Consider the following 19022-nt stretch of genomic DNA (forward strand, 5'->3'; position numbering starts at 1 on the left):
TCAAGCCTTTTCAACCTCATCCCTACTGTGCATGGGGTTGTTTTCCCACTTTTTGTTTTGAGCGCACCAAAGGAAGCTAGGTCTTCACCTCCGCCACCGCCTTCACCGCCTTCTTGCCCGCCCGCCAGTTCTCGAAGCGCTGCACCACCACGAAGAAGGCCGGCACGAACAGCACCGCGAGGCAGGTCGAGGCCAGCATGCCGGAGAATACCGTGATGCCGATCGACTTGCGGGCGCTGGCGCCGGCGCCGGTGGCGAGCACCAGCGGGACGACGCCGAGGATGAAGGCGAACGACGTCATCAGGATCGGCCGGAAGCGGGCGCGCGCCGCTTCGATCGCGGACTCCAGGATCGGCTTGCCGTCGCGGCCGTGCAGCTCGAGCCCGACCTCGACGATCAGGATCGCGTTCTTGGCCGACAGCGCGATCAAGAGGATCAGGCCGATCTGGCAATACAGGTTGTTGTCGATCTTGAGGGCGGAGAGGATCAGCATCGGCCCGAGCAGCGACAGCGGCACGGCGAGGATCACCGAGATCGGCGCGTACCAGCTCTCATACTGGCCGGCGAGCACGAGATAGACCAGCAGCATGGCGAGCCCGAACACCCAGTAGATCTGGTTCGAGACCGCCTTCTCCTGATAGGACATCGCGGTCCATTCATAGCCGGTGCCGGGCGGCAGCGTCTTGTCCGCGATCTCCTCCATCAGCTTCAGCGACTGGCCGGACGAATAGCCCTGCGCCGGCAGGCCGATCACGGTCGAGGACGGATAGAGGTTATAGAGGCTGATCAGCGACGGGCCGGTGGCCGGCGTGATCTTGGCGACGGTGCCGATCGGGATCATGTCGCCGTTCGAGTTGCGCACCTGCATGTTGGCGATGTCGCGCTCGGTGACGCGGAAGGCGGGATCGGCCTGGGTGTAGACCTGGAACACGCGGCCGAACTTGTTGAACTGGTTGACGTAGGACGAGCCGAGATAGGTCGACAGCGCCGAGAACACCTGATCCGTCGTCACGTGCAGCGTCTGGGTCTTGATCCGGTCGATCTCGACGTTGAATTGCGGCACCGAGGAGCGGAACGAGGACTGCACGCGCTGCAGCGCGCTCTGGCTCTGGCCGTTCGAGACCATCGCCCCGGTGATGGCCTGCAGCTTGGCGAAATCGCTGTTGCCGTCGCGCAGCTCGACCTGCATCGAAAAGCCGGCGGCATTGCCGATGCCCTGGATCGGCGGCGGCGGCAACACGATGGTACGGGCTTCCATGATGATCGCGAGCTTGTCGTTGAGGCCATAGACCAGCGAGCGCAGATCCTCGCCGGGTCCTTTACGGGCGTCCCAATCCTTCAGGATGATGTAGGCGACGCCGGCATTGGCGAGGCTGGCGCTGTTGTCGAGCGCGGAGATGCCGGCGATGGTGATGACCTGCGCCACGCCTGGCGTGTCCTTGATCAGCCCGCTCGCCTTGTCGAGCACGGCCTGCGTCCGCTCCAGTGCGGCGCCGTCGGGCAGCTGCACGGCGGCGATCAGATAGCCCTGGTCCTCGATCGGCAGGAAGCCGGTCGGCACCCGCGACAGGCCGTAGCCGCTGGCTGCGATGACCAGCAGGGCGAACGCGACCGAGATGGTGGCGTGCTTCACCAGAAATGTGATCAGCCTGGTGTAGCCGCGCTCGACGGGGTCGTAGACCGCATTGAAACCCCGATAGAAGAAATTGCGTTGCTCCGGCGGCACCGCCGGCCGCAGCCACAGCGCGCATTGCGTCGGCTTCAAGGTCGCTGCGTTGATGGCGGAGAGCAGCGCGGTCGCGGCGATCACCAGCGCGAATTGCGAATAGATGCGCCCCGTCAATCCGGCGAGGAACGAGGCCGGCAAAAACACCGAGATCAGCACCAGCGTGATCCCGACGATCGGCGCGAACAGCTGGTCCATTGCCTTGATCGCGGCGTCGTGGCCATTCATGCCCTGCTCGATGTTGTGGGCGGCGCCTTCGACCACCACGATGGCGTCGTCGACCACGATGCCGATCGCGAGCACGATCGCAAACAGCGTCGACATGTTGATGGTGAAGCCGAGCGCCGCCATCGCGGCGAAGGCGCCGATGATGGTGACGGGCACCGTCGTCGCCGGCACCAGCATTGCGCGCCAGTCCTGCAGGAAAACGAGGATCACGACCAGCACCAGCAGGCCGGCCTCGATCAAGGTCATGTAGACCTCGTGCACCGAGGCTTCCACGAACTTGGTGGTGTCGAACGGGGTGTCGTACTTGATGCCTTCGGGGAAGCGCTTGGCGAGCTCCGCCATCTTCTTCTCGACGGCCTGCTCGACCTGGAGCGCGTTGGCGCCGGGCGACTGGAACACGCCGATGCCGGTGGCGGGCTGCTTGTTGAGCGAGAAGATCTGGCTGTAGGTCTGCGCGCCGAGCTCGACCCAGCCGACGTCGCGCACGCGGGTGACGTCGCCGCTCGTGCCCGTCTTGACGATGATGTTCTCGAACTGGCCGGAATCGTCGAGGCGTCCGTTGACGTTCAGCGTGTACTGGAACGCCTGTCCCGGCGGCGTCGGCGGTGCACCGACCTGGCCGGCGGAGACCTGCTGGCTCTGCTGCTGGATCGCCTGGATCACGTCCTGCGGCACCAGACCTCGCACCTGCAGCTTGTTGGGATCGAGCCAGATCCGCATCGAATATTGGCCGGCACCGAACACGGTGACGTTGCCGACGCCGGGCAGGCGCGAGAGCTCGTCGCGGATGTTGATGGTGGCGTAGTTGCTCAAGTAAAGGCTGTCGTATTTCGCATCCGGCGAGGTCAGCGTCACGAACAACAGGATCGAGGTCGACCGCTTCTGCACGGTGACGCCCTGGTTCTGCACGGCTTGCGGCAATTGCGACAATGCACTGGAGACGCGGTTCTGCACCAGCACCTGCGCGAAGTTGAGGTCGGTGCCGATCTTGAAGGTCACGGTCAGCGTATAGGTGCCGTCGGAGCCGCTGTAGGACTGCATGTACAGCATGTCCTCGACGCCGTTGACCTGCTGCTCGATCGGCAGCGCCACGGTGTCGATCACGGTCTTGGCGCTGGCGCCGGGATAGCGCGTTGTGACCTGCACGGTCGGCGGCACCACGTCGGGGTATTGGGCGACGGCGAGGTTGAACAGCGCGACGCCGCCGATCAGGATCATCAGGAGCGCGATGACGTTGGAGAGGACCGGCCGCTCGATGAAGAACTTTGAGATCATGGCTGGCAGCCCCTACTTGCTCGAGGCCTGCGTCTGCTCGATCTTCGTCACCTGCGGGTCGATCTTCTGGCCCGGGATGACGCGCAAGAGACCCGCGGTCACGACGCGGTCCTCCGGCTTCAGGCCGCTCTCGATCACGCGCAGCCCGTTGTCGACCGGGCCGATCTGCACCTTGCGCTGCTCGACGACATTGTCGCTGTTGACCACCAGCAGATAACGGCCGCCCTGGTCGCTGCCGAGCGCGGTGTCGGGAACGAGCAGGGCGCTCTTCTCCTGGTCGAAGGGCACGCGGACGCGGACGAAATAGCCGGGCAGCAGGACCCGCTTGTCGTTGGGAACGAGGCCGCGCACCGCGAGCGTGCCGGTCGACTGATTGAGGGTCGGCGAGACGTAGTCGAGCTTGCCCTCGTGCGGATAGCCGGTCTCGGTCTGCAGCCCCACTTGAATCGGGAATTGCTTCATGTCCGTGGGCGTCAGTCCGCGGCGGGTCGCCTCGGCGCGGATCCGCAGCACGTCCTGCTCGTTGACGGTGAAGTTCACATAGATCGGGTCCATCGCGACGATGGTTGCGAGCTGGGTCGGCGAGGAGACGCCAACGAGCTCGCCGATCGAGACCATGTGCGCGCTGACGATGCCGTCGAACGGCGCTGTGACCTTGGTGTAGCCGTAATTGACCTCGGCGAGCTTGGTGTTGGCCTGCGCCTGCAGCAGATTGGCCTGGGCGTTGTCGCGGTTCGAGGTCGAGGTATCGAGGGTCGACTGTGAGACCGCCTGGCGCTGCACCAGCTCGGCCTGCCGCTTGTAATCGGCTTCGGCCTGCCGCAGCGAGGCCTGCGCGCCGGCTTCGGCCGCCTGCGCCTGCTCGAGCTTGAGCCTGTAGGTCTCCGGCTCGATCGTGAACAGCTGGGTGCCCTGCTTGACGAAGCTGCCGTCCTGATAATCGATCGTTTGCAGAAAGCCCTGCACGCGCGCGACCAGATCGACGCTCTTGATCGGCGCGGTGTTGCCGGTGGCCTCGATGTAGCGCGTCACGGGGCGCTGCACCGGCGTCGCGACGTCCACCTTGGGCGGCGGCGGCGCCACGAACGTGTTCTTGTCCTCGCAGCCGGCGAGCATGATTACGGCGGTTGCCGCCGCCAAGGATCGTGCCAAGGATCGTGACAAGGCTTGCCCGGCATGTCTCCACACTTCATTGCATGGTGCGGGAGATGCGGGATTGGCGCGCGTCATTCGGTGGTCCCCGATTGCTGTCTGTCGGTGCGGCAGGCTACCAACAAATGCGCAGCCGTGAAACACCATAGCCATGGCAGTCGCGGGCCTTGCACTGCAAACGGCCGTGTGGCTTTTGACGAATTTGTCATGACAAGGCGCTTTTCACGGGCGCACGATGAGAGCTTTTTCCTGCGGCCATCCTTCGAGACGCCCGCTTGAGGCGGGCTCCTCAGGATGAGGACGGAGTGCGGGGCTGCAATTTCAAAGGGCACTGACGCTGATGAGCCTCATCCTGAGGAGGCGCGTAAGCGCCGTCTCGAAGGACGAGGCGTGCGCGCAGGCCGCCGCCACAAGCGATATGCGATGGCCCTGGTCCACGACCGCATGGTCGTCGGACTGCGTTGGGGACTACAAAGCTACATTCCGGTTGCAACCGGCCGGTGCGCATGCCACGCCGCGAGCACATTGGTCTCGTCTTCGGCGGTGAGACCGACGACCGGCCCGTTGTTGGCGTTGAGCCAATCAAGCGTATCGCGCGCGCTGTCTCCCGGCGGTCGCGAGGTCAGGCCGGCCGTGCGTGCGGGCGAGGTGTCGCGCGTTAGGAAGCCGGCGTAGTCCGGCAAGGGCAGCCACATCGGCAGGGACCGCGGGCCTGCCCAGCGCCTGACGTCATGCGCTTCCAGAAAGGCGCGATCGACCCAGGTGAAGCTGCAGGACGCGTTCAGCGCGGATGCGCATTCGCTCAGGAATTCGCCGCGCGTGCGGATCGGCCCGATCCCGTCATAGATGCCGGTGAGACCGGTCTCTGCCGCATGCACGATCCATTGCGCGAGATCGCGCACGTCGATGAACTGGACCGCATCCTCCGGCGATCCCGGCGCCAGCACCTCGCCGCCGCGCGCAAGCCGCGCCGGCCAGTAGGCGAACCGTCCGGTCGGGTCCTCGGGCCCTGCGATCAGTCCGGCGCGGCAGATGAAGGCATCATCACCGACCGCCTGTTCGCAGGCGACCTTGGCGGCGCCGTAGATCGCCTCGGTGCTGTGCTCGATCTCCGCCGCAACAGGCTCGCGCAGCGGCGCCGTGTCGGCGCGTTGCCCCGGGATGCGGTTGTCAGCATAGACGCTGATCGTCGAAACGAAGGTCCAATGCACGCCCGGCCGCTTCAGCGCGGCGACCGCGCGCCGGACCTGGCCGGGATGACGCGAGACATCGACCACGGCGTCGAATGTCTCGCCGGCGAGCGGCGCAAGTCCGTCGGCTACGTCGCGGTCGATCCGCACGAAGCGGGCGCCGGCGGCAATCGGCCCCGCAAGTCCGCGGGCAGCGCAGGTCACGTCATGACCGCCAGCGCGAGCATGGCTCGCAATCGCCCGGCCGAGAAACTGGCTGCCGCCGAGAACGAGAATGCGCATGAAACGGTCCGTATCGCCGATGAGATCGCGAGACTACAACCTGTACTGGCAGTTGCAACCCGCTTCCTCAGCGCGCCCTGATCTCCGCGTATTTCGCCATCGCGCGCTCGAACTTCCGGTTGAACAGCCACATTGCGGCGAGGATCTCGCGGTAGCTTGCCGAGGTTTTCGCCCGGTCAGCCCGTCCGAACGCAAAGATACTGTTGTTGCGGAGGTGCTTCATGATCGTGGGGCTGGACACCCGGTAGTTCAGGAGATCGCCCGATTTCAGCGCGGACCGCGTCGGGGTGGGAACGATCTGGATCAGCTCGAACAGCTTCATCTGGTCGATCGGGTCGGGCAGCGTCTTCACGATTCCCGGGATCTCACGAAACAGATCGGCGTGCGCGTTCATCAGGCCGTCGCGCACATTGGTCCAGTGGTTGAAGCGGTGGTCGGTGCCGCGGGCGCGGGCCTCTTCCTTGTCGTCGCGCGCGCTCAGGTGCGGATCGATCGCGGCGATGTCGCCCTTGATGGCCTCCCATTTCCGCCGGCCGTTGCGGTCTTCGGAGGGGCCGGTCTGGAAGCTGCCCATATAGGTGTTCGAGCGTGCATTGCGGACGTTCTGCTTGCCGTTGGTCTCCGCAAAGAACAGCCCGAGGCTGATCCGCCCGGCAGCTTCGGCATGTTCGCCGGCGAGCCCCTTGGCGCGCGCAATCGCAACGGCGAGATCGACGACGTCCCTGAACGGCGTCGGCGAGTTCTGCGCGCTGGCAGGCGGCGCCTCCATGAGGTCGAACAGCCTGCCGTATTCGTCGACGAGTGGCTCGATCTCGGCATCGAAATAGGCCGGAGGAATCTCGAACTTGTTGGGCCGGCCGATCTGCGACGGCATGGCGTCGGTGAGGTCCTTGTAAGCACTGATCACAGCGACGCGCGCGAGATAGAGCGCCTGTCCCGGCAGGTTCGGCAGCGGCTCCTTCGCCTCGATCTGGCGTCGCCGCTCGGCGAGGATGGATTTGAAGTCGCCGAGCGCGCGCTCGTAAGCCGCGAGCGCCTCCGACTGCTGTGGCGTCGGCGCCGCCTTCTGCGCTACGGCGGGCGCCGCGACGCAGAAGGCAACAGCCGCAAGGGCCGCGGCGGCAAGTCGTCTCGATCCCATGGCCGATCCTATGGCTGGTTCCCGTCGATTCGATGGCCAGCGAGATCGTAGACGTCGGAGGCGAGCCGCCGCAATTCTCCTGTCATGCCGCCCGGTAGTCCGGCGCCGTCGCCAGGAACTTGGCGTAAGCATCCGCATCCGGCGGCTGGAAGCGCCCCGCGAGTCCGCCGCGCTTCTGCTGCTTCGCGCCGATGTCGGCCATCAGCTCGTCGAAATGGCGGTAGTGGTAGGGCGCGACGCAGAGGCCGCCATAGACGCCCGCGGCCGGCCGCTCGATGCGCTTGAAGTGCAGCATCATCTCGATGTTGTCGCGCATCGCCTGCGCCGTCGGCTGGTTCGCGAGCTGGCCGTCGGCATAACGCACCAGCCAGTTGGCGGCGAGGTCGGCGCAAAGCACGGTGCAGAACGAGGAGTTGAAGCCGACGAAGCCGAGCTCGGGCAGATCAGGGTTGGCGATCAGGCGATAGAGCCGGTACTGCCCGTCGGCATCGACCAGCTTCGCTTGATAGGCCTCGGGCAGGAACGGCACGCCGAGCTTGTAGCCGATCGCGAGCACCGCGACGTCGGCGCCCACGCGCTCGCCGCCGCTCATCACGATGCTGTCGCCCTCATAATGGTCGAACGTGCCGAACACGGCCTTGATGCGGCCGTCGGCGACCATCGGATAGAAGCCCGGCGTTGCGATCGGCACCGAGCAATTGACGCCGTCCTCGATCCGCTCCTTCGGCACCATGTTGCAGCGGCCGAGCTTGAGCTGCGCCTTCAGCAGGCTTTCCAGCCCGCGCCAGTTCGCCCAGACCAGCGGCGCGGCGATGCGATGCGCGAGCCGCCCCATCGCACTGACGCCCCAGCCCGGAAACATCTCCTCCTGCGCGCGGATGTAGAGGATGCGCTTGAAGTTCACGAGCCCGCCGATGAAATAGGGAATGCGCCAGACCGGCTCGCGCATCACAATCGTGACCTCGCGCGCGCCCGAATTCACCGCGTTCACGGCGATGTCGGTCGCGGACTTCGAGCCGCCGAGCACGACGACGCGGCGTCCCTTCGCCAGCGTCGGATCGCCGTATTTCGACGAGTGCAGGATCTGGCCGCCCTGCGCCAGGAAACCGTCCTCGCCGGGGCAATGCAGCTCGCGCGGCTCGTTGAACTGCCCGGTGCAGACCGCGACGAAATCGAAATCTTCGCTCGTGGCCGTGCCGTTCTTGTCCTTGAAGGCCAGCGTCCATCCCGGTCTGCCGTCGGCACGGCGCGCCATGCCGGCGACCTCGGTGTTGAGCCGCAGCATGCGGTCGAGGCCGAAGCTCTTGGCGTAATCGGCGAGATAAGCGTGGACCTGCGGCCCGGTCGGCCATTCCGGATAGGCATCCGGCATGGCGCGGTCGGTGTAGCGGTAGAGCTCCTTCGGGCTCTGGGTCTGCACCTCAGGATAGGAGCGCGCCGGCTCCCAGACGCCGCCGAGATCTGAGCTGCGCTCGACGATGGTGACGCGGTGGCCTCGGGTGGAGAACGCTTTCGCGGCGGCAAGGCCGGAGACGCCGGCGCCGATCACGCAAACATGTTTTGGGCTGACCATGGGATTGCTCGATGTGTTTGGCGCGCACGCGGCCGCGTTCGGCCGCAAGGCGCGGCCGGCCGGGCTGCAAGCAGATGGAAGCGGAGGAAGCGGCGACGGCTAGTCGTTGGCCTCGGGCGGCAGGAAGTCGACCTCGTGCAGTGCCGAGATGCGCACGACCTCGGCCGGGTCGGTCAGATTGTGCAGCTGGTTGAACAGCGCCTCCAGCTTCTGCATCGGCGAGACCCAGAACAGCGCGCGGCACGGCTTGTCGGACTTGTTGAAATAGCCGTGCGGAATGCCGCGGGGCATGCGCACGAGGTCGCCGGCATGGGCCTTGACCCATTGACCGTCGAGCTTGAGATCGAGCGTGCCCTCCTGCACCAGGATGAACTCGTCCTGGGTCGGGTGGATGTGCACCGGCACGAACTGGCCGGGATCGCTGTTGGTTTCGAACGCGAAGGTGGAATCGGTGACGGCCTTGGGGAAATAGACCTGGCCGAGGATGTTCCAGCTCTTGCCGCCATAGCCCGTGCCGTTGGCGGTAATGCCTTTTTCGAGTGCAGTCATGGCTTGCTCCTCATGGATTCCGGCGGGGACGGAGCATCGGCCGGGGACAGGCCGCCTGTCTATCCGCTAAACGAATCCGGAGCGCCTATTGCCGTGCAGCACGATGATTTTGCGAGCTACGGCCCTTTTCGCGCCCGCGAAACTATTATAGGCTTAAAGTAATTCCGGGCGCGAAGCATGGTCGACGATGTCCGCAGCCGAGCTGGAAATGAGCGCAAGAGCCTCTGCAGCCGAACGGCTTGCGGCTTTCGCTCGCGTCACCACGGACGATGTCGACGAGGCGGCCGAGCAGATCGGGCGCATCTTCTGCCCGCATGATCTCGAGCCGACGCAGGCGCGCGCGGTGGGCTTCTCGGCCCGGCACAATTGCGCGGCCTTCGATGGCTTTTCCATTAATTACGTCGCCTATGGCGGATCGGTCAGCATCGATCCCGGCTGCCTCGAGCGCTTCTTCCTGGTGCAGGTCCCGCTCGCCGGCAGCGCCCGCATTCGCGCCGGTCATCGCGAGCTCGATGCGGCGCCGGGCCGGACGGCGTCGCTGCTGTCGCCGACGATTCCGACCCGGATGATGTGGAGCGATTGCGCACAGGCGATCCTGCTGCTCGACCGCCGCATGGTCGAGCAGCGCGCCGCGGCATTGTCGGGCAGGGCTGCCGGGGTGGTCGAGTTCGATCCGGTGATCGAGCTGGATGCGCCGTCCGGGCGGACCCTGCAGGCCACGCTCGCCGAGTTGATGACGCTGGCCGAGCGTCTCGGGCCCTCGGGCCGGCTCTCGCCGGTCGCCATGGCCGATTGGCGCGAAGCGCTGCTCGATCATCTCCTCAATGGGCAGCGGCATGACCTGTCGGATGCGATTGAAACGTTCTCAGGCCAGGCCGAGCGCCTGCCGCGCGCGCTCCGCGCCGCACGCGACCATCTGGCCGACAATGCCGGCGAGCCACTCGATCTCGCGCAGCTCGCCTGCGCGTCCGGCATCGGCATCCGCGCGCTGCAGCTCGGCTTCCGCCGTCATTTCGGCGTGTCGATCTCGCAGATGCTGCTCGACATGCGCCTCGCCGGCCTGCATGCGCGCCTCGCGCAGGCCGCCCCAGATGCCTCCATCACCGAGATCGCCTTCGATCTCGGCTTCACCCATCTCGGCCGCATGGCCGGCGCCTACCGCGAAAAGTTCGGCGAGACGCCGTCGGCCACGCTGCGGCGAAGGATGAGCTAGCGCGGACGCTTACCTCCGCGGTCGCCTCGTGCCACGATCTTCCGCGGCCTGCCTGCGCAGAAACGCCTCGACGTCGGCCTGCACCGAGTAGGGCGTCGGAATCGCATCGCCGGCGGAATCGACTGCGGTGTCGAGGCTGCGCCGCAGCAGGCGCGCCAGCTCCGCCTTGCGGTAGGGCTTGCGCAGCAGCGGCGCGCCCATCGTGGCGCGTCCCGGGGTATGCAGGGAATCGTAGGCGTAGCCGGAGGTGAAGAGGACCCTTAAGGACGGTCGCGCGGCCGCCATCTGCTCGGCGAGCTCGCGTCCGTTCATGCTGCCGGCCATCACGATGTCGGTGAAGAGCAGGTCGAACGGCGTGCCTTCGGCCGCGATGGCGAGAGCCTCGGTCGCATCGGCGGCGGGGATGACCTTGTAGCCGAGCCCTTCGAGCTGGACCGTGACGTAGTGGCGGACCTCGCGGTCGTCCTCGACACAGAGGATGGTTTCGGTCCCACCGACGATCTTGCGATCGTCGTAGCCGGTCGGGCGCAGCGTGCTCGCCTCCGCCTTCGGCAGGTAGATCGTGAAGATGGTGCCGCGTCCTTCTTCGGAGGCGACCTTGATGCCGCCGCCGGACTGCTTGACGAATCCGAACACCATGCTGAGCCCGAGCCCCGTGCCTTTGCCGACCTCCTTGGTCGAGAAGAACGGATCGAAGATGCGTTCGAGAATGGCTTGCGGAATGCCGGTGCCGGTGTCGGCAATCTCGATCTCGACATAGTCGCCGGCATAGCCGGCACCGACCGCCAGGGCCTCGCGCACGCCGAACACGACGTTGCGCGTCGTCAGCGTCAGCCTGCCGCCGTCCAGCATGGCATCGCGGGCATTGATGGCGAGGTTGAGCAGCGCCGAGCTCAATTGCCCGCGGTCGGCGTAGGCCAGCCGGACATTGCCGCCCAGCTTCGTCACGATCTCGATCTTCTTGTCGAAGGTTGCGAGCAGCAGCTTGGCGAGCTCCTCGATGAGCTCGTTGACGTCGATCTCGGCCGGCTGCAGCGCCTGCTTGCGGGCAAAGGAGAGCAAGCTCGATGTCAGCGCGGCGCCGCGATCGGCGGCCTCGCTGATCAGCTTGGTGATGGTCGCAAGTGGCGGGTTGTCCTTGACGGCGTCGGCAAGGATCTCGATCGTGCCTGTTATCACCGTGAGCATGTTGTTGAATTCGTGCGCGATGCCGCCGGTGAGCTGCCCGACCGCCTCCATCTTCTGGGACTGGATCAGCTGCTCCTCGGCGGCGCGCTTCTGGGTGATGTCCCTGACGAAGGTGTTGATGATGGAGCGCTCTCCGATCCGCAACACCGCGCTGGACGCCTCGACCAGGATTTTGTCGCCGTTCCTGTCGACCAGCGTGACTTCGAACCGCATGCCGGCCGGCGCGGCGGACAATTCCGGAACGAGGCGCGCCATGCGTTGCCTGAAGCCGGCGCGCAGCGGCTCGGCGACGAGAAGATCGACGACATCGGCGCCGAGTGCCTCCTGCCGCGTCCATCCGGTCAGCGCTTCCGCCTGAAAGCTCCACTCCAGCACGGTGCCGCTCTCGTCGATCTGAATGAAGGCATCGAGCGCGGTCTTGATGACGGCTTGCATCATCTGCGCGTTGGCCTGCGCCTGCCCGGCCAGCAGCTCAGCGGTGCGTGTTTCCCGCGACGTCTCGATCGCACGGGTGCAGACAGCGGCGAGCAGCACCGCCACGGCGGCGCTGGCCAAGAGGGCGAGGAGCTGGGCCGTGCCGAATTCCGCACGGCCGATCGCCAGAGATGAGGCGAGGAAGGCTGCAGCAGTCACGATGGCCTGTGCGGCCAACGCGAGGGTCAGAAGCCTCCTGAGTTTCATGGTCTCACACCAAAGACGCCGGCCGCTCCGGCCGCCTCTCGAGCTGCGGGCATCATGTGAGCTACAGGCTAGGCGCGGCGGCGTCGAGGGGCAATTTCCGGTGGTGCGGGATGGGCCCGCCTCAACCCGCCGGCGAATCGGTCTGGCGCAGCGTCGTCACCCAGATCACGCGCGCCACCTGCTGGGTCGGGTTGTCGAACATGTGCGGCACGATGCTCGGAAAACGAAAGCTGTCGCCGGCTTCCAGCACATGGGCCTGGTTGTCGAGCCACAGCCGCAGGCTGCCCGAGAGGATGTAGCCCGCCTTCTCGCCGGTGTGCTGCAGGAAATCGGTGCCGGAGGAGGCGCCGGGGTTGAGGGTGAGCTCGTAGAGCTCGAGCTGGCCTTTGCCTTCCGGGGTCAGCGCTTCCTTGACGACGCCGCTGGCGGTGAGCCGCAGCAGCCGCCGGTTGGACTTGCGCACGATGTAGCGCTGCCCGTCGCCGGGATCGCTGCTCTCGAAGAAATAGGAGATGGGGACGTCGAGCGCGAGGCCGAGCAGGCGCAGCGTGCGGATCGAGGGCATCGCGCGTGCGCGTTCGAGCTGGCTGATCATGCCGGTCGACAGGCCGGTCTTGTTGGCGACGTCCTGGATCGAGAGGCCGGCACGCTGCCGCAGCAGCCGCACGGTTTCACCCAGGCGCTGGTCGACCGCATCGTCAGCTTCGATCGCCGAAGCGTCCTTGGTGCCATTGGTATCGCCGCGACCATCCATGTCGCTCTCCCATGCATCATCTCAGCCTCGAGCATCGCGCGTGGCTTCAGTCGGAGTGAAAAGCTGGCGCATTCTAGCAATGCGATTGACAGCTGTATTTAGTCGTGATGAACTTTTGCCAGAAAAATTTAGAAGCACTAAAGCCCACTCCTGTCCCCTTGCCGGGGTCTCGGGGGCGCGGGAGACGGTGCCGCGTGCGCAAACGGAGAGTGGGTCATGGCAGGCGACACCGGCAAGTTCGGCGTTGGGGCAGGGCATCTCGGCATTCCGAATCGCCGTCAATTCTTCCAGCTCGGCGCAGGCGCGGCGGCGGGATGGACGCTTTCGAGCAGCGCGTTTGCCCAGACCGAACGTCCGACCAATCCCCCGGACAAGCCGCGCGGACAGGTGATCGCGGCGCTGTCGCAGGAGCCGACCGTCTTTCATCCCCTGATGCCAGGTATCGAGGTCGATCAGGGCATCTGGTGGCAGGTGTTCTCGCCGCTCTGGTACATCGATCCCGACGGCAAGTTCGTCCCCGACCTCGCCCGCGAAGTCCCGACCATCGAAAATGGCGGCCTCTCGGCCGACGGCCTGACCTGGAAGATCAAGCTGCGCAATGACGTGAAGTGGCACGACGGCACGGCCTTCACGGCCGAGGACGTCAAGTTCTCGCTCGAGCTGATCAACAATCCCGATTTCCGCGTCCGCAACCGCGTCGGCCACAGCCTCGTCAAAGACATCAAGGTCGTCGCGCCCGACGAGATCCACTGGCGAATGGAGGCTCCCTATTCGCCCTACATGTCGATCCTCTCGCTCACCTTCATCGTGCCTAAGCACATCCTGGAGAAGGTGTCCGATCCGAATTCCTCGCCGTTTCACAACGCGCCCGTCGGGACCGGGCCGTTCCGCTGGGCCGAGCGCGTGCCGGGCGACCACATCCAGCTGAATGCCCATACCGGGTATCACGGCAAAGGACCTTACGTCGAACGCGTCGTCTTCAAATATATTCCGGACCTGACCGTTCTCTACACCCAGTTCCGCACCGGCCAGGTCGACTACACCGGCCTGCAGGGCATCCTGCCGAACTTCGTGCAGGAGGCGAAGACGCTGAAGGGTCGCAAGATCTTCGTTTCCTCGACGTCTTCGGTGGAGCACATCGCGCCCAATCTGGAATTCGGTCCCTTTGCCGATCGCACCGTGCGCGAGGCCCTCTATCTCGCCATCAACAAGCAGGCGATCATCGACGCGCTGAATTACGGCCTGCCGACGCCGACCGAGAGCTTCGTGCCGCAGCAGGCCTGGTCGTTCCAGCAAGGTCTGCCGCAGCACAAATACGATCCCGCCAAGGCCAACGCGCTGCTCGATGCCGCGGGGTGGACGCGCGGCTCCGGCGGCGTGCGCGAGAAGGGCGGCGTCAAGCTCGAATTCACCAATTCGACGACGTCGGGCAATGCGGTGCGCGAGCAGACCCAGCAGCTCCTGATCCAGGACTGGCGCGCGATCGGCGCTGCGATGCGCGTCAACAACATGCCGGCGGCGGTGATCTGGGGCGAGTTCTGGCAGCAGTCGAAGTTCAACTCCGTGCTCGTGTCCGTGAACTTCATGCTCGGCAGTGACCCCGACGTGACGCCGCGCTTCGGCTCGGGTGCCATTCCCGCCAAAGGCGGCCGCGGCTTCAACACCTATCAGTACAGAAGCCCGGAGGCGGATCGTCTGCTCGCCGAAGGCGCGAAGCAGTTCGAACTCACCCAGCGCAAGACCACTTATGGTGACCTGCAGAAGCTGATCCGCAACGACCTTGCGATCCTGCCGCTGTTCCAGGGCTTCATCGCCGAGGGCGTGAAGGAAGGGCTGCAAGGCTTCCGTCCCAACATCAACACTTCCATCAATTGCTGGAATATCCGCGAATGGTATTGGGCCTGATGTCTCGGGCTGGTCGGATCGCCTGAGATGGCCCGTTACGTCGTCAACCGCCTGGCACAGGCGATCATGCTGCTGGTGATCGTCTCGGGAATCGGCTTTGCCATCCTGCATCTGGCGCCCGGCGGTCCGCTCTCTCAGTTCGCGGTGTCCGCACAGATGACGCAGGAGGATCTCGACCGCGTCACCAGGCAGCTCGGCCTCGATCGGCCGCTGCCGATCCAATATCTCGACTGGTTCGGCCGCATGGTGCGGGGTGATTGGGGCAAGTCGTATCGCGACGGCGAGGCGGTGCTGTCGGTGATCTCCTCGCATCTCGGCGCCACACTGGAGCTGATGGCGACGGCGACCATCATCGCGGTGCTGCTCGGCTGCTGGATCGGCATCCTTGGCGCACTGCGCCGCTATTCGTTGTTCGATACGCTTGCCACCGTCGGCGCCATGATCGCGCTGTCGATCCCGACCTTCTGGTTCGGTCTCGTCACCATCTACGTGTTCTCGGTCAAGCTCGGCTGGCTGCCGGCGGGCAACCGGCACACCATTGGCGACGGCTCTTTCCTCGACCTGCTGCATCATCTGATCGCGCCGGCCGTGGTGCTGGCGCTGGTCGAGACCGCGATGTGGGGCCGCTTCATGCGCTCCTCGATGCTCGAGGTGATCAACCAGGACTACATCCGCACCGCGCGCGCCAAGGGTATGCCGGAATGGCGCATCCTCACGGTGCACGCACTGCGCAATGCGTTGCTGCCGATGATCACGGTCGCGGGCCTGCAGTTTCCGACGCTGCTCGGCGGTGCGCTGGTGGCGGAAACCGTGTTCACCTGGCCGGGCATGGGCCGCCTGTTCCTCGATTCCATCGGCTATCGCGATTATCCCGTGGTGATGGGCATCCTGATGTTCTCGACGACGATGGTGCTGATCGGCTCGCTGCTCGCCGACATCCTCTATGCGGTCGTCGATCCGCGCATCCGGGTGGGCTGAAGCGATGGCGACCGCAGCTCTCTCCAACGTTCAGCTCGCGCCCGGCGAGGCCGCGTGGCGGCGCTTCCGCCGGCATCGGCTGGCGCTCGCGGGCGCGTTGATCATCCTGGTGCTCGTGCTCGGCTCGGCCTTCGGTCCCTACCTGCTCCCGTTCGACGACACCTATATCGACATCATGAAGCGGTTCGCGCCGCCGCTCTCCGGAGCGCACATCCTCGGCACCGACGAGCTCGGCCGCGACGTGCTGGCGCGGCTGTTGATGGGCGGCCGGGTCTCGCTCTCGATCGGCATCGTCGCGATGGTGATCGCGATGGCGGTCGGCATCGTCGTCGGCGCTTTCGCCGGCTTTTATGGCGGCGCGGTCGGTGCAGTCCTCATGCGGCTTGTCGATGCCGTCTTGTGCTTTCCGACCATCTTCCTGCTGCTGGCGCTCGCAGCGCTCACCGAGCCCGGCCTCGTCACGACCACCGTGCTGATCGCCGCCACCGCCTGGATGGCGGTCGCGCGCGTCGTCGAGGCCCAGGTGCGCTCGTTGCGTGAGCGGGAATTCGCGGTCGCCGCGCTCGCCTTCGGCTCCTCGAACCTGCGCATCATGTTCCGCGAGCTCGTGCCCAACGCGATCGCGCCGATCGTCGTTGCCGCGACGCTCAACGTCGCCAAGGCGATCCTGCTCGAATCCTATGTCAGCTATCTCGGCTACGGCATCCAGCCGCCGGCGGCGAGCTGGGGCAACATGCTCAACAATGCGCAGATCTATCTGACCAGCGCGCCCTGGCTCGCGATCGCGCCGGGCGTCGCCATCACGCTGGCGGTGACCAGCTTCAACTTTCTCGGTGACGGCCTGCGCGACGCGCTCGATCCGCGCATGAACATCCCCTGACGCGCAAGACCTCGAACTGAACTCCAGGAGTGCCCATGTCCCCGCCGCTCAACCGTATCAACAGCGATGAACGCCTGCCGCAGCAGGTGGACGTCGTCGTCATCGGCGGCGGCGTCATCGGCGTCTCGGCGGCCTATCATCTGGCGAAAAAGGGCCACTCCGTGGCCCTCGTCGAAAAGGGCCATGTCGGCGGCGAGCAGTCGAGCCGCAATTGGGGCTGGTGCCGCCAGCAGGGCCGCGCCCGCGAGGAGATCCCGCTCGCGCGCGAGGCGCTGCGGTTGTGGGAGGACATGCAGAACGACGCCGGCGTCGATGCCGGCTTTCGCCGCACCGGCGTGTTGTTCTTGACCAAGAGCAAGGATGAGCTCGCAAGCTGGGAGCGCTGGGCCGCGGTCGCGCGCGAGCAGCAGGTCCACTCCACCGTCTTGACGCCGGCCGAGGTCGCCGAGCGCATGCCCGGCAATGCCGACACATGGGTCGGCGGCCTGCACACGCCGAGCGATGGCCGTGCCGAGCCGTCGATGGCCGTCCCTGCGCTCGCCACCGCCGCACGCAAGCACGGCGTCACCATCCACCAGGGCTGCGCCGCACGTGGGCTGGAGACGATAGGCGGGCGCGTCAGCGCGGTCGTCACCGAGAAGGGCACCATCCGCGCGCAATCGGTGCTGCTGGCGGGCGGCGCGTGGTCGTCGCTGTTCTGCCGCCGCCACGGCATCGAGCTGCCGATCGGCCTCGTCAACGCCACCGCGTGCCGGACCACGCCGGGACCGGAGATCACCTCCGGCGCGCTCGGCACCGATTTCTACTGCATCCGCCGCCGCCTCGACGGCGGCTTCACGCTGGCGCTGCGCAACCGCGGCACGGTCGAGCTGTCGCCCGATCTGCTGCGCTACGCCTGGACGTTCTGGCCGACCTATCTGCATCGCCGCAACGGATTGAAGATGTCGTTCGGCAAGACGTTCTTCGACCAGCTCATGCGCGGCACCAGCTGGAGTTTCGACAAGCCGTCGCCGTTCGAGGCCGAGCGCGTGCGCGATCCCGCGCCGGACATGTCGCTGGTCAACTCGGCGCTGGCGGCGCTGATCAAGTCGAATCCGGAATTGAAGGACATCGAGATCGCAGAAGCCTGGGGCGGCACCATCGACTGCACGCCCGATACCATTCCGGTGATCTCGCCGGTCGATGCGCTGCCGGGATTCTACCTCGCGACCGGCTTCTCCGGCCACGGCTTCGGCATCGGTCCCGCCGCCGGCAAGCTCGCCGCCGACCTCGTGACGGGCGCGACGCCGCTGGTCGATCCCGCCGCCTACAGCCATAAGCGCATGATCGACGGCCGTCGGCTCGCGCCGGTCAGCCCGTTCTGAGGCGGGCATGACGGTTCTCTACAAGGCCAACATGGGTCGCGGCGCCGAGTGGGCGCGCTTCTTCGCGGAGCGTGCGCCCGACGTGCCGTTCCGACTCTGGCCCGACATCGGCGACCCCGCCGCGGTGCGTTATCTCGTGACCTGGGTGCCGCCGGATGACATCGCGACGACCTTTCCCAATCTCGAGCTGGTCTTCTCGGTGGGCGCGGGTGTCGATCAGTTCGACACCACGAAGGTTCCCGAGCACATCCCGCTGGTCCGCATGCTGGAGCCCGGCATCGCCGAGACCATGGTCGAATACGTCACCATGGCCGTGCTCGCCCTGCATCGCGATCTCCTCGATTTCATCAGCCAGCAGAAGCAGCAGGTCTGGCGCGAGATCCGGATCACGCCGGCCAGGCGCCGGCGCGTCGGCGTGATGGGGCTCGGCCAGCTCGGCCAGGCGGTGCTGGAACGGCTCAAGACGTTCGGCTTCCCGCTCTCGGGGTGGAATCGGTCGCCGCGCAAGATCGAAGGCGTCGCCTGTTACGCGGGCGCCGACGCCTTGCCGAAATTTCTGGCGCAGGCCGACATTCTCGTCTGCCTGCTGCCGCTGACGGATCAGACGCGTGGCATTCTCAATGCCGAGCTGTTCGCGCGCCTGCCGCGCGGGGCAGGGCTCGTCAATGTCGGGCGCGGCCCGCATCTCGTCGAGGCCGACTTCCTCGCGGCCCTCGACAACGGCGCGCTGTCCGGTGCGGTGCTCGACGTCACCGATCCCGAGCCGCTGCCTGCAGGCCACCCGTTCTGGAGCCATCCGCGCATCCTGCTGACGCCGCACAATGCCAGCATGACAACGCCCGATACGGCGGTCGATTTCGTGCTCGACGTCATCGCGCGGCATCGCCGCGGCGAGGAGCTGCCGGGACTGGTCGATCGTAGACGGGGCTATTAGAGCGATCGC

General features: G+C 66.0%; 14 protein-coding genes. 6 read left to right on the top strand and 8 right to left on the bottom strand.

What is annotated here, in order from left to right; all coding sequences use genetic code 11:
* Positions 1 to 76 precede the first annotated feature (76 nt).
* The 6 genes from N2604_RS12445 to N2604_RS12470 all read right to left on the bottom strand — a co-directional run bounded on the left by N2604_RS12445 (position 77) and on the right by N2604_RS12470 (position 9116).
* Positions 77 to 3229: an efflux RND transporter permease subunit gene (locus N2604_RS12445; RefSeq protein WP_260374932.1), complete on the bottom strand. Its 3153-nt coding sequence runs from the start codon at positions 3227 to 3229 to the stop codon at positions 77 to 79.
* A gap of 12 nt (positions 3230 to 3241) precedes the next feature.
* Positions 3242 to 4459: an efflux RND transporter periplasmic adaptor subunit gene (locus N2604_RS12450; RefSeq protein ID WP_260374933.1), complete on the bottom strand. Its 1218-nt coding sequence runs from the start codon at positions 4457 to 4459 to the stop codon at positions 3242 to 3244.
* A 398-nt stretch (positions 4460 to 4857) separates the two neighbouring features.
* On the bottom strand, positions 4858 to 5853 hold the full coding sequence (locus N2604_RS12455) for an NAD-dependent epimerase/dehydratase family protein (RefSeq protein WP_260374934.1): 996 nt from the start codon (positions 5851 to 5853) through the stop codon (positions 4858 to 4860).
* Positions 5854 to 5920: 67 nt separating this feature from the next.
* Positions 5921 to 6994, bottom strand: a complete 1074-nt coding sequence (locus tag N2604_RS12460; RefSeq protein ID WP_260374935.1) for a hypothetical protein — start codon at positions 6992 to 6994, stop codon at positions 5921 to 5923.
* Positions 6995 to 7076: 82 nt separating this feature from the next.
* Complete coding sequence (locus tag N2604_RS12465; protein WP_260374936.1) at positions 7077 to 8567, bottom strand: NAD(P)/FAD-dependent oxidoreductase; 1491 nt, start codon at positions 8565 to 8567, stop codon at positions 7077 to 7079.
* 99 nt (positions 8568 to 8666) lie between these two features.
* On the bottom strand, positions 8667 to 9116 hold the full coding sequence (locus N2604_RS12470; protein ID WP_024339447.1) for a cupin domain-containing protein: 450 nt from the start codon (positions 9114 to 9116) through the stop codon (positions 8667 to 8669).
* Positions 9117 to 9303: 187 nt separating this feature from the next.
* Between N2604_RS12470 and N2604_RS12475 the strand changes: the two genes are divergently transcribed.
* Positions 9304 to 10329 (top strand): AraC family transcriptional regulator, encoded by a 1026-nt coding sequence (locus N2604_RS12475; RefSeq protein WP_260374937.1) that lies wholly within the window; start codon positions 9304 to 9306, stop codon positions 10327 to 10329.
* A gap of 9 nt (positions 10330 to 10338) precedes the next feature.
* Here N2604_RS12475 and N2604_RS12480 read toward each other — a convergent pair whose 3' ends face one another.
* Positions 10339 to 12198, bottom strand: a complete 1860-nt coding sequence (locus N2604_RS12480; RefSeq protein WP_260374938.1) for an ATP-binding protein — start codon at positions 12196 to 12198, stop codon at positions 10339 to 10341.
* A gap of 121 nt (positions 12199 to 12319) precedes the next feature.
* The gene (locus N2604_RS12485; protein ID WP_260374939.1) at positions 12320 to 12952 is read right to left on the bottom strand and encodes a cupin domain-containing protein; all 633 of its coding nucleotides are present in this window, start codon (positions 12950 to 12952) and stop codon (positions 12320 to 12322) included.
* Between the two features lie 216 nt (positions 12953 to 13168).
* On the opposite strand from N2604_RS12485, the gene N2604_RS12490 reads away from it, so the two are divergent.
* The 5 genes from N2604_RS12490 to N2604_RS12510 are packed head-to-tail and all read left to right on the top strand — an operon-like array spanning position 13169 to position 19013.
* The gene (locus N2604_RS12490; protein ID WP_260374940.1) at positions 13169 to 14857 is read left to right on the top strand and encodes a peptide ABC transporter substrate-binding protein; all 1689 of its coding nucleotides are present in this window, start codon (positions 13169 to 13171) and stop codon (positions 14855 to 14857) included.
* 27 nt (positions 14858 to 14884) lie between these two features.
* The gene (locus tag N2604_RS12495; protein WP_260374941.1) at positions 14885 to 15835 is read left to right on the top strand and encodes an ABC transporter permease; all 951 of its coding nucleotides are present in this window, start codon (positions 14885 to 14887) and stop codon (positions 15833 to 15835) included.
* 4 nt (positions 15836 to 15839) lie between these two features.
* A complete protein-coding gene (locus N2604_RS12500) occupies positions 15840 to 16715 on the top strand; it encodes an ABC transporter permease (protein WP_260374942.1) in 876 nt (291 codons plus the stop codon).
* Positions 16716 to 16750: 35 nt separating this feature from the next.
* Positions 16751 to 18079, top strand: coding sequence for an FAD-binding oxidoreductase (locus N2604_RS12505; protein ID WP_260374943.1), 1329 nt, complete (start codon positions 16751 to 16753; stop codon positions 18077 to 18079).
* 7 nt (positions 18080 to 18086) lie between these two features.
* Positions 18087 to 19013: a glyoxylate/hydroxypyruvate reductase A gene (locus tag N2604_RS12510; RefSeq protein ID WP_260374944.1), complete on the top strand. Its 927-nt coding sequence runs from the start codon at positions 18087 to 18089 to the stop codon at positions 19011 to 19013.
* Positions 19014 to 19022 lie beyond the last annotated feature (9 nt).

This window comes from Bradyrhizobium sp. CB1015, assembly GCF_025200925.1.
Classification (GTDB): Bacteria; Pseudomonadota; Alphaproteobacteria; order Rhizobiales; family Xanthobacteraceae; genus Bradyrhizobium.